This window comes from Saxibacter everestensis (genome assembly GCF_025787225.1).
In the GTDB taxonomy this organism is placed as follows: Bacteria; Actinomycetota; Actinomycetes; order Actinomycetales; family Brevibacteriaceae; genus Saxibacter; species Saxibacter everestensis.
This window is the reverse complement of record NZ_CP090958.1, coordinates 2,240,871-2,254,474: the sequence shown is the minus strand read 5'-3', so window position 1 is coordinate 2,254,474 and position 13,604 is coordinate 2,240,871. Positions and strand designations below refer to the sequence as shown.

Genomic DNA, 13,604 nt, shown 5'->3' with positions numbered 1-13,604 from the left:
GCCATCGCGCTGTTCGCCGAGCGGAGCGTCAGCCTCGTGACCATCCAGCAGATCGCGGACCGCGCAGGTAGCGCGATCGGCACCCTGTACCTGTACGCGGGCACGAAGGCGGAGGTGCTGATTATGGTGCAGAAGCAGAAGTTCGCCGCCGCCGTCGACGACGGTCTCACGGCGGCTGCAGCCGAGCAGGACAGGTCGGGCGCAGTCGAGACCGTCCTGGCCTTGGTCCGGCCGGTTGTCGCGTGTGTCCGAGAGCAACCCGAGAATGGGCGCACCTACCTCCACGAGCTGGACTTCGCTGACATTCATGTCGCCGCCACTGCCACTGTCCACCTGCACGACGACCTGCCGGAGATCCTCCGGTACATCCGTCAGCAGCCACTGCAGTCCTGCCTGGAGAGCGCGCGCACGGCCCAGGGCAGGATCCAAGCACGCTCAGGTCCTACGGGGGGGCAGAGTCGGGAGGGTGACTTTGGGTGGATGAATGCCCGAGTGGTTCATGACCCGCGCGAAGCGACGTGGCGGGTTATGCGGTAGACGGGCACGGATGGCGATCGCAATGCACCAGCGGTCTCGGTAGTGACACGGGGGAGCCGGTGGTCATTCGGTCAGGCGGAACTGTGCCAGGGCCGACCGATTCGGAACAATCAGTAGACGTTTCTCACCGCGGCGATGTCGTCGAGTTCAGGTTCAACGTGTGAAGCGCGATTGATCCTCGGATCCAAGGAGAGGTGCCGTGGTGGAGTCGTCGATTTGCGTCGAGCGCTGAAACCGGTGGGTGTATTCTGGGTGTCCACCGCGAGGGAGGTTCCGACGTGTCTGTCCAGAAAGAACACCCATCGCATGAGCACGTGCCTGTGCCGGGGGAGACCGACGTTCCAGAGCTCGAGGTAGACGAGACGATCGCGCCGCGCCCTGAGGAGGAGATCGCCGACGCGCTTCGGTCAGAGCCCGACCACGAAGACGACAGTCGGGGCCACGACTGACGCGGGTCCGAAAGAGATCAGCCTCGGGTTGACCTTCGCCGTGCTGGGCGACGTGGCTAAGTGCCGATTTGACATGTAGCGCTATTGATCCCGACCTCTATGTACTGGTCCTGTGATCAGGACGTCCGACGACAAGGACTTCGAAAAGTTGTGTCGTCGATCGATCCTTGGCTCCATCGTGTGGCGATGTCCAAGCTCCGGCAGGTGGGATCGGCGGAATCGTTTGAGTATCTCCGGGTCCCTCTCGGCAGTCGGCTCGAGTGTTGACGAGCATGGGTGGGCAATTCGCCAGCACGAAGACGAGTGTTAAGGGCGGCCAGTTCGTTGTCAATCTGCACGCTGCGCTCGCTTTCAGGTAGCAGCTGCTCGTGCGTTCCGTTTGGGTGCGAGGACCGATGGTCGAGGTATCCCGAGACGGGAGCTTGGCTGACCTGCGGGCCAGAAGTGCCCTGCGCAGAAGGGCGTCGTCTTCGACGACTGGACGGTCTGGCGAGTGGTGCCGACCCGCGTGGAGTTTGGCAGGGTGGCTCCGATCGACGTCATGTGCGCGTGTCGTCGACTTTCGATCTACCGTCTGGGGCCACGAAGTCGATCGCGCAGCTGGACGTACGCAGGGCGGTCTCGGCTGCGGACTGCATGCCTTCCAGTTCCGATGGGCCGTTAGGAGAGGGCCGCGGATGCCGCGTAGCGGGCGGCCATCGTTCGAGCTGCCTCGTTGACGACGCGGAGGGCATCGTCTTCACTGAGCGACCAGTTGCCATGGGCAAGGCGTGGCCAGAAGACAACGGTGGCAATCATGCCGAGGAACTGGGATGCTGCAACGTCTGGATCATCGACGTTAGCGTTTCCTGTGGCGTTCTCGGCCCGGAAGTAGCGCTTCAGGGCTGTGAGGACGGGCAGGGTGCCGAAGTCAAGGGTGCGCTCGCTCTTCACGCCAGCAGGCGAGGGGCGGCCGGGGTGCACTTCTATTGAAGTTTGGCAGACCGGCGAGCCTCTCGTCACGACGGAGCGTTGTAGCCCGCGTTGGCTGCCTGTTTTCCTGAAGCATGCTTTAGCGCCAAAGTGTCAGGTATGACGCAAGCGCGTGACCGTCTAGCCAATCGCTCGCAATCCTGACCTCGCTCTGTAGACGCAACGGTAGCTGCCTGCGGTCGCAAAAGGTAGCTCATAGATGTCGCAAAAGGTAGTCTAACTAAGCCGCAAATGGTAGCGTAGAAGTTCTGCTGCGGCTAGAGTCGAGGCATGGAATACATTGAGAGGACGGTTGATCGCGAGCTCGACGAATTGCTGCCAATTGCGCCCGCCATCGCGCTGGATGGGCCCAAGGGAGTGGGGAAAACGGGCACTGCTCGTCGCCGCGCTGATACGACCTGGTTCCTGGATGACCCTGCGCAGCGAGAGGTCGCGCGAGCGGACTTCGATTTGGCGTCAATTCCGCCTGGCAGCATTCTGCTTGATGAGTGGCAGAAGCTTCCCCAGGTGTGGGACTCCGTTCGCCGACAGGTCGACGCAGGTGCTCCGGCTGGCCGTTTTCTTCTGACTGGGTCCGCAACTCCGGCTGATCCCACCGGGACGCACAGCGGTGCCGGGCGCATCCTGTCGTTGCGCATGCGCCCGATGGGGTTGCATGAGCGTGGGCTGATCACGCCCACCGTCTCGCTGTCTGCCTTACTCGCCGGCAAGGCTCAGGAAATCGATGGCCGCACGACCTTCTCGTTGCGTGACTATGCCGACGCGATCGCCGACAGTGGTTTCCCTGGCATCATGAATACGGCGTCGCGGCTACGTCGGGGCCTCTTGGACGCGTACCTGCAGCGCATCATCGACCGGGACTTGCCCGAGCAGGGCTACGACGTGCGTCGCCCGGAGACCCTCAGTCGTTGGCTCGCGGCATACGCTGCCGCCTCGTCGACAACGACCGCCTACTCGCGGCTGCTTGACGCGACGACTGGTGGCGACGGAAGTCAGCCGGCTAAAACGACAACGATCGCGTATCGCGATCATCTCACCCAGCTCTGGTTGCTCGATCCTGTGCCTGGGTGGACACCTGCCAACAACCCCATCCGCCGACTGCAACAAGCGCCGAAGCATCAACTCGCTGATCCCGCGTTGGCGGTCCGCCTCCTCGACCTGTCGGCGGCGTCGTTGCTCGGAGCCGCAGGTGTCCACATGGTCGGTCCTCTCTTTGAGTCGCTCGTCACCCTCGGGGTTCGCGTCCTGGGGCAAGCAGCTGAAGCCTCGGTAAGCCATCTCCGTCTTACGGGAGGAGATCGCGAAGTCGATCTCCTCGTCCAGGGTGTCGACGGACAGGTACTTGGCATCGAGGTCAAGCTGTCGCCAGAGGTGACTAGCTCCGACGTCCGGCATCTAAAGTGGCTCCGCGAGCAGATTCCTGACCGGGTCGCCGACCTCGTTGTCGTGACGACCGGCACGACGGCCTACCGGAGGCCAGACGGCATCGCCGTGGTGCCACTGGCTCTCCTCGGGCCGTGAGTGCTACGGCCGGCGTGATCCATACCGACTTCAGAAGGGCTTCATCAAGGCGGAGATCGTGTCCTTCGATGACCTCGACGCGGCAGGTTCGATGAACGATGCCAAGGCGAAGGGCAAGGTCAGGATGGAAGGCAAGGACTACATCATGGCCGACGGGGATGTCGTGGAGTTCCGTAGCGGATTAACCTCTGCCAGGCAGGGCAAGAAGGCACAGCCCGCTCCTTTGATCAACCGACCCGCCAACCGATAGGCCCCGATGATCAGTGATGCCCGCGAGGCGAACGAGACCGCCAGTCCGAACGACTTCGAGATCGCGCGACTACGCGCCGCGCTGCCGCAGTATTTCGACAAGGGCGGCGGCTTCATGCTCGACCGCCTCCAAGAGGCTCTCCGTAGCGGCGACGTGAGCCTGACCAGGGGGGCTACGAGCTCAAGTTCCTCGGGAAGTCAGACGCCAAGTACCTCACGTCCACGCAGACCGAGACTGTCGTGGTGCCGGACCTGAAGCACAACGCCGAAGAAGTGAACGCCGGGTCAAAGAACCTCTACGTCCTCGGCGACAATCTCGACGCCCTGAAGCACCTCCTGGGCTCCTACAGCGGTCAGGTGAAGTGCATCTAAATCGACCCGCCGTACAACACCGGGTCCGAACCGAAAGTATCAAATACCTGTCAAAAGAGCAGCCGGCTAGATCCTTGACATCGGTAACAACAGAGTGGGCGCCTAGTGGGGACACATACGGGATTTGTGATTGTTGGGAAATTACAGCATCGACGTGTATATCTTTGCTGCAAGCTCTGGACCGCAATGCTGCCTACAGCTCCGTGAGCGCCCGTGACTAGAAGACAGCTGCCGGGCCGAAGGTCAAACCATTTGAGGACTTGCAATGCAGTCGATCCGGGAGTCTGATCTGAGACCACTGTGGCAGCTTGATTCACGACCCCGCATCGCGCATCTACACCGCCAATCGCGAAGATCCCCATACGCTCGTATGGTACGGTATGAGCCATACGAATGTATTGGAAATTGGAGAGTAGCTCATGTTCCGAATCTTAGAAGCCGTGGGGATGCTGGCACCGATTGGAGGCATCGTCGTGATGGTCATGTACTGGCGTCGGGCGAAGTCGAGCCTCGCTTGGGGTGTGGCGGGCGCCGTGGTGGCGCTGATCGCGTCGGCCGTCGGGTTCCTGGGCCCGCGCCTGTCCCTCCTCGGCGGCGGTGGGACCTCTGGGGAGGCGCTCCTCGGCAACATGCAGTCGTGGGCACTGCTGCGCGTGGCCCTGCTCGCGCTTAGCGTGATCCTGCTAGTGATTGGCACGTGCGCGGGTCGTAAGGGTGCACGCACACCCCTCGGCTGGCTCATGACTGGGATCCCATTGGTGGCGGTCGGCCTCGCACTGTCCTTCATTCATGTGGACCTCGGCGCTAGCAATGAGGGTCTGTCCGAGATCCTGGGCCTGCTGCTCGAGACGGCACAGTTTGCCCTGCTCGGCCTCGGCGTGCTCCTGCTGTGTCTCGCCGTGGTCAGTGGCCGGTCAACCGCGGACGGACGGCGTGAGCCCGTCACCGCGGTGGTAGGAATCGCTATGAAGGCCAAGCAGTTCTATGATCGTGCTCATGACCGCCGCCGCTGATATTCTCACCGAGCACGTCATTGGCCTGATCTCGGATTCCGGGCTGGAGGCCCTGAGTGTTCGGTCGGTGGCGAGTCGGGCGAGTGTCTCGATCGGGGCTGTGCAGCACCACTTCCCGACGAAGGCGGCCATGCTGCGTGCGGCGCTGCGCACCGTCGCCGAGCGATCGGCTGCGCGGTACAGTCAGGCCGGGTTCGCTGAGGATGCCAGGTGTCGTCTGATGGGATTGCTCGAACTCCTCATCCCGTCCGGAGTCGACGACGTCTCGGCGCGTGTGTGGGTGGCCTTCTCGGCGCGTGCGCTCACAGATCCGGAGATCGGTGAGGTGTACCGTGATGTCTGGTCGCGTCTGCACACCGCGATCGCGGGCTTGATCATGGAGTGTGACGCGGACATGGGGGGCGCCGACCGGCGCGCGACAACGGTGCTCGCCCTAGCGGACGGCCTCACTATCGACGTACTAGCGGGTTCGATCACGGCGGAGGAAGGTCGCTCCATCATGGCTAGTGCGGTGTAGCCCGCAGCGAGTCTGACATCCGGCGTCGAGTGGCCCGAACTCTGGTCGAGTGGCCCGAACTCTGTGGGGCGGGCCAGCAACAGCCCGGCCCTGACGATGGGAACGAGCCGGGGGTCTCAATCCCTACCCAGGCACGCCCGCGCCAGGAGACTACACCCCTATCTGTGAAGAGCCACTACTGTGAGGTTCTTGGCCGGTAGCAAACTTTGTTTGCCCACGTTCCACGGCCAGTAGCCAACTGATGTGATAACCCGATTACCCGGTCTCCAGGTTTGAAGTGATTCGTAGTGTCCTCGACAACTAGACCTGCCAATTCCCACCTAGGGTAAAGGCAAGATTGGGCGAGGAATCTCCTACATAGTGCATTACAAACCGTCAAAATAGCTATTGGCTTGTTCGAGCTCGTGGGAGTAGTGGAGTGAAATTGAACGCTAAGCCTTGTTGGGTTTGCTTTGGTGCTGATCGGCATCCTTGGTGGATGCTTGTTGAGTTTCTGAGTGACGAACAGTCGGCCGGGTTCGGAAAGTTCCGGGGTGAGCCATCTCAAGCCGATTTGGAGCGGTTTTTTCTATCTTGACGACACGGATCTGGACCTGATCGGAAAGCGCCGCGGTGATCACAACCGCCTGCTCAAGGGAGTCGTCGCCGTGGTGAGCACGGTGGGCATCGGCGCATCGACGACTCCGCCCCGCTTGTACTCGACGGGCCCCGGAAACCTCATCACGAGCATGAACGAGCACGAAGTTGGACGGATCGTGGTTATCTCCTCCGAGGTGGCTGATCATTGGGTGCACCAGGGTCCGCTCAAGCTCTGGATCGATCTTTTGAGGCATGAGCCCACACTTTCAACACAAAAGAATGCGGCATCAAACCTGAGGTGGTTCAACGAGCACCGATTTGGTGCCCTAAGCGGGCACCAACACCCACAAAATCAACCATCCGGACCTCGGGCCATTTCGGGTAACTGAATCACGCCGAAATGGCACGAGTCAGGTCCGATCTTGGGCCGCTGGAGCGGGGAAGGTAAGGACTACGGGATCGGTGCGGATGCTACGGTGCCGTCGGACGTGGCTGGATTCGAAAGGACATCGGCTCCGCCATAGCCGCCGAGTTTCTCCACTGCGAAATCAAGAAGGGCCGAGGCGCGTGGCGTAAGGTTCATGTCCTCAGGCCAGATTCCCACCACGTGGGAGACCGTGACGGGCGGGTCGAGGGGCCGGATGACAAACGGCCGCCCCTCGATGCTCGTTGGAAGCGCGTTGGGCCGTGACATGAGCAGGCCATAGCCCACGCCGCGACCCACGAGCGCCTCAACGAGGCTGATCTGAGTGACCTGGGCTTTGATCCTCGGTTCGAGACCGCGCGCGGTGAATGCATCAGTGACGTTGCGGATGCCCGGGGTTGCGTCGTATTGGATGTAGGGCTCGGTGGCGAGATCCGCGAGGTCAACTGTGCTGGCCGCTGCGAGCGGATGGTCGGGATGCAGGTGAACCTCGAGCTCAGTCGCGTAGATCTTGCGACGACGGTACCCGAACGGCAGAGACACGTTGTATAGGAGGGCCACGTCGAGACGCCCTGCCTCGAGTGCTGAGAGCAACTCTTCGTTGGTGCCCACCATGATCTCGATGTGCACTCCCGGATGCCTCCTTGGGAAGCCTTCGAGAAGTTCGGGGACTACGCTCGTAGCGAAGCTCGAATAGCAGCCGAGCTTCACGGGGCCCCGCAGTTCCTGTCCTCGACGGGCGCCAAGGACAAGTTCCTTCGTGTCAGCGAGGATCTGGCGAGCTTGCTTGGCGAATTGCTGGCCAGTCGGAGTCAGAGTGAGGCCCCGCGCCTTACGGCGCACGCACAATTGCTCCCCCACCGCATTCTCGAGGCCGGTGACGGCCTGCGACAGCGCAGACTCCGAGATATGCAGATGTGCCGCAGCCGCGCTGAGCGTGGTGAAGTTCGGCAGGGCCGCGAACAGTTCAAGCTGCCTCAGGCTCACGTCGGCCATGGCCACCTCTTCTCGATTCAACTTCTTTAGCTCAGTCGAACTATATCTTCAAATTACTGTGATTTACATGTAGAGATAAGCATCGCAGAATTTGAGGAACAGCTTCCCGATCCCCGCCTGACGGAGGGGAAACAATGACGTTAGGGACAACGATGAGCTCCTCTATTACCGCTGCCAATCCCACCTCCCAGCGCCGAATCGCCTTCGCGACGATCATCGGCACCACCATCGAGTGGTACGACTTCTTCATCTATGCGACGAGCGCGGGGCTCGTGTTCGCCCAGCTCTTCTTCCAGCCTGCCGGCAAGGACATCGCGCTCCTGCTCTCGTTAGCCACGGTCGGCATCTCCTTCCTCTTCCGCCCGCTCGGCGCGTTCCTCGCAGGGCACTTCGGCGATGTCATCGGACGGCGTGCGATGCTCGTCATCACGCTCGTCCTCATGGGTGCGGCCACGACGCTCATCGGCGCTCTGCCCACTTACTCCCAGATCGGCATCGCTGCGCCGATCCTCCTGCTCATCCTTCGGATCCTCCAGGGTCTGTCCGCCGGCGGCGAGTGGGGCGGTGCGGTTCTGATGGCCGTCGAGCATGCCCCCGCGAACCGTCGCGGTCGCGCGGGTTCTTGGCCTCAGCTCGGTGTTCCGCTCGGCTTTCTCCTCGCGTCAGGCATGACTGCCCTCATGACCGGTGTCATCTCCCCAGGCGAGGCGTACCTCCAGTGGGGTTGGCGCGTGCCATTCCTGGTGAGCGTCGTACTCATCGTGGTCGGCTTCGTGATCCGCCGTTCGGTGGAGGAGAGTCCGGTCTTCACGGAGATCGCCAAGCGCGGCAAGCAGACGAAGGTTCCGATCGTGACGCTGTTCAAGCGCCGCTGGTATCTCGTGATCCTTGCTGCGCTCGTGTTCGTGGGCAACAGCACTCTCGGCTACATGACCACGGGCGGCTTCCTCAACAACTACGCGATCAATGAGCAGAACCTGGACACCACCTCGGTGCTCGTTGCGGCAGCCGTCGCGGCGGTCGTTTGGTTCTTCTCGACGCTTATCGCGGGCTACCTGGCCGACGTGATCGGCCGGCGGAACACCTTCCTCATAGGCTTCGCCTTGCAGGCCGCCGTTGTCTTTCCCATCTTCTGGCTCGTCGGCACTGGCGGGCTGTTCGGGCTCTACGCCGCACTGGTCCTGATCTCGATCGGCCTCGGCCTCACCTATGGCCCACTGGCCGCGTGGTACTCGGAGATCTTCCCGGCTTCCATTCGCTTCTCGGGTGTGTCGATCACCTACGCGTTCGGCGCGGTCTTCGGTGGGGCGTTCGCCCCCATGATCTCGCAGATGCTGCTGGACACCACAGGCAGCACAGCCGCAATCTCCTGGTACCTGCTCGCAGCCACCCTTCTCGGAGCGGGCGCGGCGCTGTGCCTGCGCGATCGCTCCGGCATCCCACTCGGCCCCGACCATGAGACCGAGCAGGCGAGCGGAGCCACGATGTTCACGCGGAGCGAGGCCCCCGGTGCGCTCGCACAGACGCGGTAAGGCGGCGCACGTGTCGCACAGATCAGTCAAGGAGAAGCAATGGTAAGTGACACCACCAGAATCGCGATCATTGGCGGAGGGATGGGCGGACTCACCGCTGCGATCGCTCTGACGCGGATCGCCGGCGTCCAGGTCACGGTGTTCGAGCAGGCCAGCAAGCTGGGCGAGGTGGGCGCAGGCGTCACGGTTGCACCGAATGCCCAGCGGGTGCTCGACAAGCTCGGTGTGCTTGAGCAGGTCAAACGTGCAGGAGCGATCCCGGACGGACACGGTGTCTACCAGGATGCCATGGGCAACCTGGTCACCGACGCGGCCTGGGAGGATTCGGCGCAGCAGTATCAGAACATCGGAATGTACAGGCCAGACCTCATTAATGTTCTGGCTCAAGAAGTCGATCCCGAGGCAATCCGTCTTGGACATCGATTGGCGTCGGTTCAGGCGCTGGACTCCGGCGTTCGCGTCGAATTCGAGAACGGTGCACACGAGGATTTCGATGCCGTGGTCGGAGCGGACGGGATCCACTCGGTGGTGCGGAAATCCGTGATGCAATTCCGGGATCCCGTCTACTCCGGATACATCGTCTATCGCGGAGTCGTCGACGCGTCCCTCCTCTCCGACGACTGGCCCATGATCAGCCAGGTATGGATGGGCAACCAGAGGCACTTCATGTGCTACCCGCTGCAGCAGCGCAAGCTGTTCAACTTCGTCGCCGGCGTCCCCAGCGCCAGGCCTCTGGATGGGCCCTGGTCTGGCGCGGCGGAGGTGAGTGAACTCGCCGCCGAGTTCGCGGGCGAGAACTGGGACCCGAAGCTCCATCACTTCATCGAGGCCATCGAGAAGACCTTCTGGTGGGGCCTGTTCGACCACGAACCCCTCACCAATTGGTCGCGCGGGCCGATCACGCTCCTCGGCGACGCAGCGCACACGATGCTGCCGCACCAGGGTCAGGGGGTGAACCAGGCGATCGAAGACAGCATGGCCCTTGCCATCTTCCTGAAAGCAGCCGACAGCCCCGCTGACATCCCCGAAGCGTTCAGGCGCTACACCTCGGTTCGCATGCAGCGCACGGCTATCCTGCAGCACGGTTCCCGGAGAGCTGGTGCCATGTTCGATGCGCAGTATGAATTCGCGGACCTCAAGAAGCGTGACGCCGACTTGCGCGTCGGGCGAGATTTTCGCCGAAGCGCGGTGTTCGACTACGACGCGCTGAAAGTAGCCGAGAAGGCGCTCGGACAATTTAGGAGGATCCAGTTCGCATGACATCCATCAGCATCATTGGTAGCGGCAAGATGAGCGCGGCGATAGTTGAAGTCGCAGCACGGGCCGGAGCGAGAATCCAGATCATCAGGCGCAGTACGGCCAGCTCGTCCGGGGAGCGTCCGGATGTCACGTACGGGGCTATCGGCGACGAACTCACCGGCGACCTCGTCGTGCTCGCAGTTCCGTATGCGGCATACCCGAGCATCCTTGAGCAGTATCGGGAGCGACTCAGCGACAAGGTCGTCATCGATATCAGCAACCCCATCGACTTCACCACATACGATGAGCTGAAGGTGCCGGCTGACTCCTCCACTGCCGCCGAACTCGCCAAGCAGCTCCCCGAAGGCGCGGCAGTCGTGAAAGCGTTCAACGTCAACCTCGGCGACACCCTTACCGCCGGCACGAACGGCACAACGCCCACGACCGTCCTGTTCGCCGGGGACTATGCAGAGGCGAAAATCGCAGTTGCGGCCCTCATCGAAGCTTCAGGACTCCGGGCGGTTGACGTTGGCCCCCTTTCGCGCGCGAGGGAACTCGAGGCGATGGGTTTTCTCCAGATCGTGTTGGCAGCAATCGGGAAGACAAGCTACGAGTCCGGATTCACTTTGCTGCCTTGAGCAGAAGGCTGTGATCCCCGGGGGGATTTCGTTTGCCCGTTGCGAGGTGGGGCAGCGCGCGTCGCGCCCTTGAGTCGTGCCACTTTAGTGCCGTGATTCGGCGAGGACGTTGGCTGCTTTACCTTCGGGTGGTGTGGTCGCGGTGGCGTGGCTAGTGGCGGGGACGAGCGCGATGTATGCGCCCGTATGGTGAATTGAGACAGTGTTTAGGAGAATCTGTTTCATGTCTACCGCCTCTGGGCACGGTCGCTACCATCAGGTGAAGGGCGTGCGCTGACCACGGCTCCCGCACGCCACACCAGGAGGTCAGCTTGCGAGATCCCGTCCAGTACGCCGTCCCGAGGGTGCCCCGGAGAACCAGCGCGCCCCGCTACCTCGCCGCAACCTTCAGTGGCAGCTCCGGGCTCAGTGGAACCTGATCGTTCTGATGAGCAGCGGGAGAAGGAGCCCCCCGCCTGCGAAGGTGCAGACTGACGTCGTCCGCCATGGAAGGTCAATCCGTCTCGGCGATTGCCTTCATCGCCTTCCACCCGTGGGTGACGCCGCCACCGGCTCGCAGGGCGGCGGCGACCATGACGGCTTCGGCGACCTCGGCCGTGGACGCGCCGGCCTTGACCGCGCGCTTGGCGTGGTCCTCGATGCAGAACGGGCACTGCGTGGTCACCGCCACGCCGACCGCGATCAGCTCCCGGGTGGCCAGCTCGAGGTTTCCGGTGTTCTTGTCGAACACGGCCTTGTCGAACCCGAAGAACGCCGACACCATCTCCGGCGCGGCCTCTTTGATGTCGGCCATGAATTTGGCTTCTTCGTTGTGGGAATGCATCTGCTGTTCCTTTCGTAGTGTGCGTTGTGATCTGTCAGTTCACTCCGGGCGCGTGCCGGGCGAGCGCGAGCCGGGGCCGTGGGGAAGCTCGGTGTCTACTGTTCCTCGTCGATCGTCCGGTGGATGCCGCGGGCCTGTCCCTCGATCCGCTTGAGCCGGGCGAGGTAGCGGCCCTTGTCCGACATGTAGCCGTGCCGGGCGGCGCGCTCGGGGGGCTGGGTCATGATGCTTCGCTCCTGGTGAGGTCGGAATTGGCCGGGGCGGGCCTTTTCGCGTTGATGATGATCGCAGTGATAATCGCCGCCAGGACGAGTGAGACCGCACCGACCACCAGCGCGGCAGTGTAGCCGTTTACCAGGGCGTCGGAGGCCCGCGCGACCAGCTGGGTGTCGCCGTCCTGCCGGCCCTGGGTCAGCTTGCCGAGAGCGTCGGGCAGGTCGCCGGTTGTGACAGTGACGGCGATGCTGGAGGTCACGGCCATCCCTAAGGCGGTGCCGATCTGCTGGCCGGTGTTGAGCAGGGCCGAGGCGATCCCGGTGTCCTGAGGCGCGGCGCTGCTGACGGCCGCGGAGGTGAGGGGCACGAAGTTGAGGGTGAACCCGAACGCGGTGGCGAAGATCGCCGGCATCAGATGGCTCCAGTAGGAGGTGCTCGCGCCGATGAAGGTCAGCGAGAACAGGCCGCCTGCTGCGATGAGCATCCCGGCGCCGAGGATCCAGCGTGGGGCGAGCGCGGCGGCGAGCTTGGAGCTGATCGCTGCGCCGAGGACGATGCCGACCGCGAACGGCAGCCAGGCCAGGCCAGTCTGCAGGGGCTCGAAGTCGAGGACGTACTGCATGTAGAGGTTGAGCAGGTAGAACATGCCCAGCGGGCCGAAGGAGACCATGAGCATCCCGAAATAGGCGCCGGCTCGGTTGCGACTCTTGAACACTCGCAGCGGCAGCATCGGATCGTTCATCCTCGACTGCACGGTGAGGAACACGAGCAGCAGGACCGCGGCGGCGATAAGGAATCCGAGGGTGGTCGGGTCGGCCCAACCGTGCTCGCCGCCACGGGTGATGGCGTAGACCAGGGACGCCATCGCGCCGGTTCCGAGGACCGCGCCGGCGACGTCGAGCTTCCCTTGGTGGCGTTCGGCCTCGACCAGGGAGCGGGTGCCGACCAACAGGAGCAGACCGATGGGGAGGTTGAGGTAGAACATCCAGTTCCAGCCCAGGGTGCCGGTGAGCACGCCCCCGACGAGGAGTCCGACGGCGACGCCGAGACCGGACATCGCCCCGTAGAGAGCGAGCGCGGTGTTGCGGTGCTTGCCTGCGGGGAAGGTGGAGTTAATCGAGGCGAGTACGTTCGGCGCGGTCAGTGCCGCGCCGACGCCTTGCAGGGCACGGGCGAGGATGACCACGGTGCCACTGGCGGCCAAGCCCGCGATCAAGGCACCGACCATGAACACGACGAGTCCGATGCGCAGGAGTCGGCGGCGGCCATAGAGGTCGCCGAGGCGTCCGCCGAACAGCAGCAGGGCTCCGAACAGGAGGATGTAGGCGTTGACGACCCAGGGCATCGTCCCCGGAGACATGCCAAGGTCGGCCTGGATGGCGGGCAGGCCGACGTTGGCGATGACGTCGTTGAGGACGATGAGCAGCTGGCCGCCGGAGACGACGAGCATGGGGATCAGGAATCCCTTGCGCCGGGCGTCGTCGGCGGCCTGCTGGGCGGGTGCACTGGATGGGGTGCTCATACGGT

13 protein-coding genes and 3 pseudogenes are annotated in these 13,604 nt (G+C 63.1%); 11 read left to right on the top strand and 5 right to left on the bottom strand.

The genetic code is table 11. The features are described from left to right. The first annotated feature begins 36 nt into the window (after positions 1-36). Together LWF01_RS10835 and LWF01_RS10830 are read left to right on the top strand one after the other, a co-directional pair. Complete coding sequence (locus tag LWF01_RS10835; protein WP_349637410.1) at positions 37-537, top strand: TetR/AcrR family transcriptional regulator; 501 nt, start codon at positions 37-39, stop codon at positions 535-537. A 278-nt stretch (positions 538-815) separates the two neighbouring features. Then, on the top strand, positions 816-986 hold the full coding sequence (locus LWF01_RS10830; protein ID WP_349637409.1) for a hypothetical protein: 171 nt from the start codon (positions 816-818) through the stop codon (positions 984-986). A gap of 660 nt (positions 987-1,646) precedes the next feature. Here LWF01_RS10830 and LWF01_RS10825 read toward each other — a convergent pair. Continuing rightward, a complete protein-coding gene (locus LWF01_RS10825; RefSeq protein WP_349637408.1) occupies positions 1,647-1,919 on the bottom strand; it encodes a TetR/AcrR family transcriptional regulator C-terminal domain-containing protein in 273 nt (90 codons plus the stop codon). Between the two features lie 309 nt (positions 1,920-2,228). Here LWF01_RS10825 and LWF01_RS10820 point away from each other — a divergent pair, with 309 nt between their 5' ends. The 6 genes and pseudogenes from LWF01_RS10820 to LWF01_RS19270 form a co-directional block, all read left to right on the top strand. Beyond that, a complete protein-coding gene (locus LWF01_RS10820; RefSeq protein WP_349637407.1) occupies positions 2,229-3,479 on the top strand; it encodes an ATP-binding protein in 1,251 nt (416 codons plus the stop codon). An 8-nt stretch (positions 3,480-3,487) separates the two neighbouring features. After that, positions 3,488-3,729, top strand: a pseudogene (locus tag LWF01_RS10815) (DUF933 domain-containing protein); the annotation flags it as partial. 242 nt (positions 3,730-3,971) lie between these two features. Then, complete coding sequence (locus LWF01_RS10810) at positions 3,972-4,100, top strand: hypothetical protein (protein ID WP_349637406.1); 129 nt, start codon at positions 3,972-3,974, stop codon at positions 4,098-4,100. Positions 4,101-4,519: 419 nt separating this feature from the next. Continuing rightward, entirely contained in the window at positions 4,520-5,113 is a 594-nt protein-coding gene (locus tag LWF01_RS10805) for a hypothetical protein (RefSeq protein ID WP_349637405.1), read from the top strand. After that, a complete protein-coding gene (locus LWF01_RS10800; RefSeq protein ID WP_349637404.1) occupies positions 5,097-5,630 on the top strand; it encodes a TetR/AcrR family transcriptional regulator in 534 nt (177 codons plus the stop codon). The genes LWF01_RS10805 and LWF01_RS10800 overlap by 17 nt, the downstream gene beginning before the upstream one ends. A gap of 478 nt (positions 5,631-6,108) precedes the next feature. Beyond that, a pseudogene (locus tag LWF01_RS19270) lies at positions 6,109-6,259 on the top strand (DUF4158 domain-containing protein); the annotation flags it as partial. Positions 6,260-6,660: 401 nt separating this feature from the next. Here LWF01_RS19270 and LWF01_RS10790 read toward each other — a convergent pair. Further along, a complete protein-coding gene (locus tag LWF01_RS10790) occupies positions 6,661-7,629 on the bottom strand; it encodes a LysR family transcriptional regulator (protein WP_349637402.1) in 969 nt (322 codons plus the stop codon). 152 nt (positions 7,630-7,781) lie between these two features. Here LWF01_RS10790 and LWF01_RS10785 point away from each other — a divergent pair, with 152 nt between their 5' ends. From LWF01_RS10785 to LWF01_RS10775, 3 genes are read left to right on the top strand one after another with little or no spacing between them, the layout of a single operon-like run. Beyond that, positions 7,782-9,161 carry an MFS transporter gene (locus tag LWF01_RS10785; protein WP_349637401.1) on the top strand — a complete coding sequence of 460 codons (1,380 nt, stop codon included), beginning with the start codon at positions 7,782-7,784 and terminating at the stop codon, positions 9,159-9,161. 39 nt (positions 9,162-9,200) lie between these two features. After that, complete coding sequence (locus tag LWF01_RS10780; RefSeq protein ID WP_349637400.1) at positions 9,201-10,421, top strand: FAD-dependent monooxygenase; 1,221 nt, start codon at positions 9,201-9,203, stop codon at positions 10,419-10,421. Further along, complete coding sequence (locus LWF01_RS10775; protein WP_349637399.1) at positions 10,418-11,038, top strand: NADPH-dependent F420 reductase; 621 nt, start codon at positions 10,418-10,420, stop codon at positions 11,036-11,038. The genes LWF01_RS10780 and LWF01_RS10775 overlap by 4 nt, the downstream gene beginning before the upstream one ends. 493 nt (positions 11,039-11,531) lie before the next feature. Here LWF01_RS10775 and LWF01_RS10770 read toward each other — a convergent pair whose 3' ends face one another. From LWF01_RS10770 to LWF01_RS10760, 3 genes and pseudogenes are all read right to left on the bottom strand, one after another. Then, a complete protein-coding gene (locus tag LWF01_RS10770; RefSeq protein ID WP_349637398.1) occupies positions 11,532-11,861 on the bottom strand; it encodes a carboxymuconolactone decarboxylase family protein in 330 nt (109 codons plus the stop codon). 98 nt (positions 11,862-11,959) lie between these two features. Then, positions 11,960-12,085, bottom strand: a pseudogene (locus LWF01_RS10765) (metal-sensing transcriptional repressor); the annotation flags it as partial. Next, the gene (locus LWF01_RS10760; protein ID WP_349637397.1) at positions 12,082-13,599 is read right to left on the bottom strand and encodes an MFS transporter; all 1,518 of its coding nucleotides are present in this window, start codon (positions 13,597-13,599) and stop codon (positions 12,082-12,084) included. The pseudogene LWF01_RS10765 and the gene LWF01_RS10760, both read right to left, overlap by 4 nt. Positions 13,600-13,604: the final 5 nt, after the last annotated feature.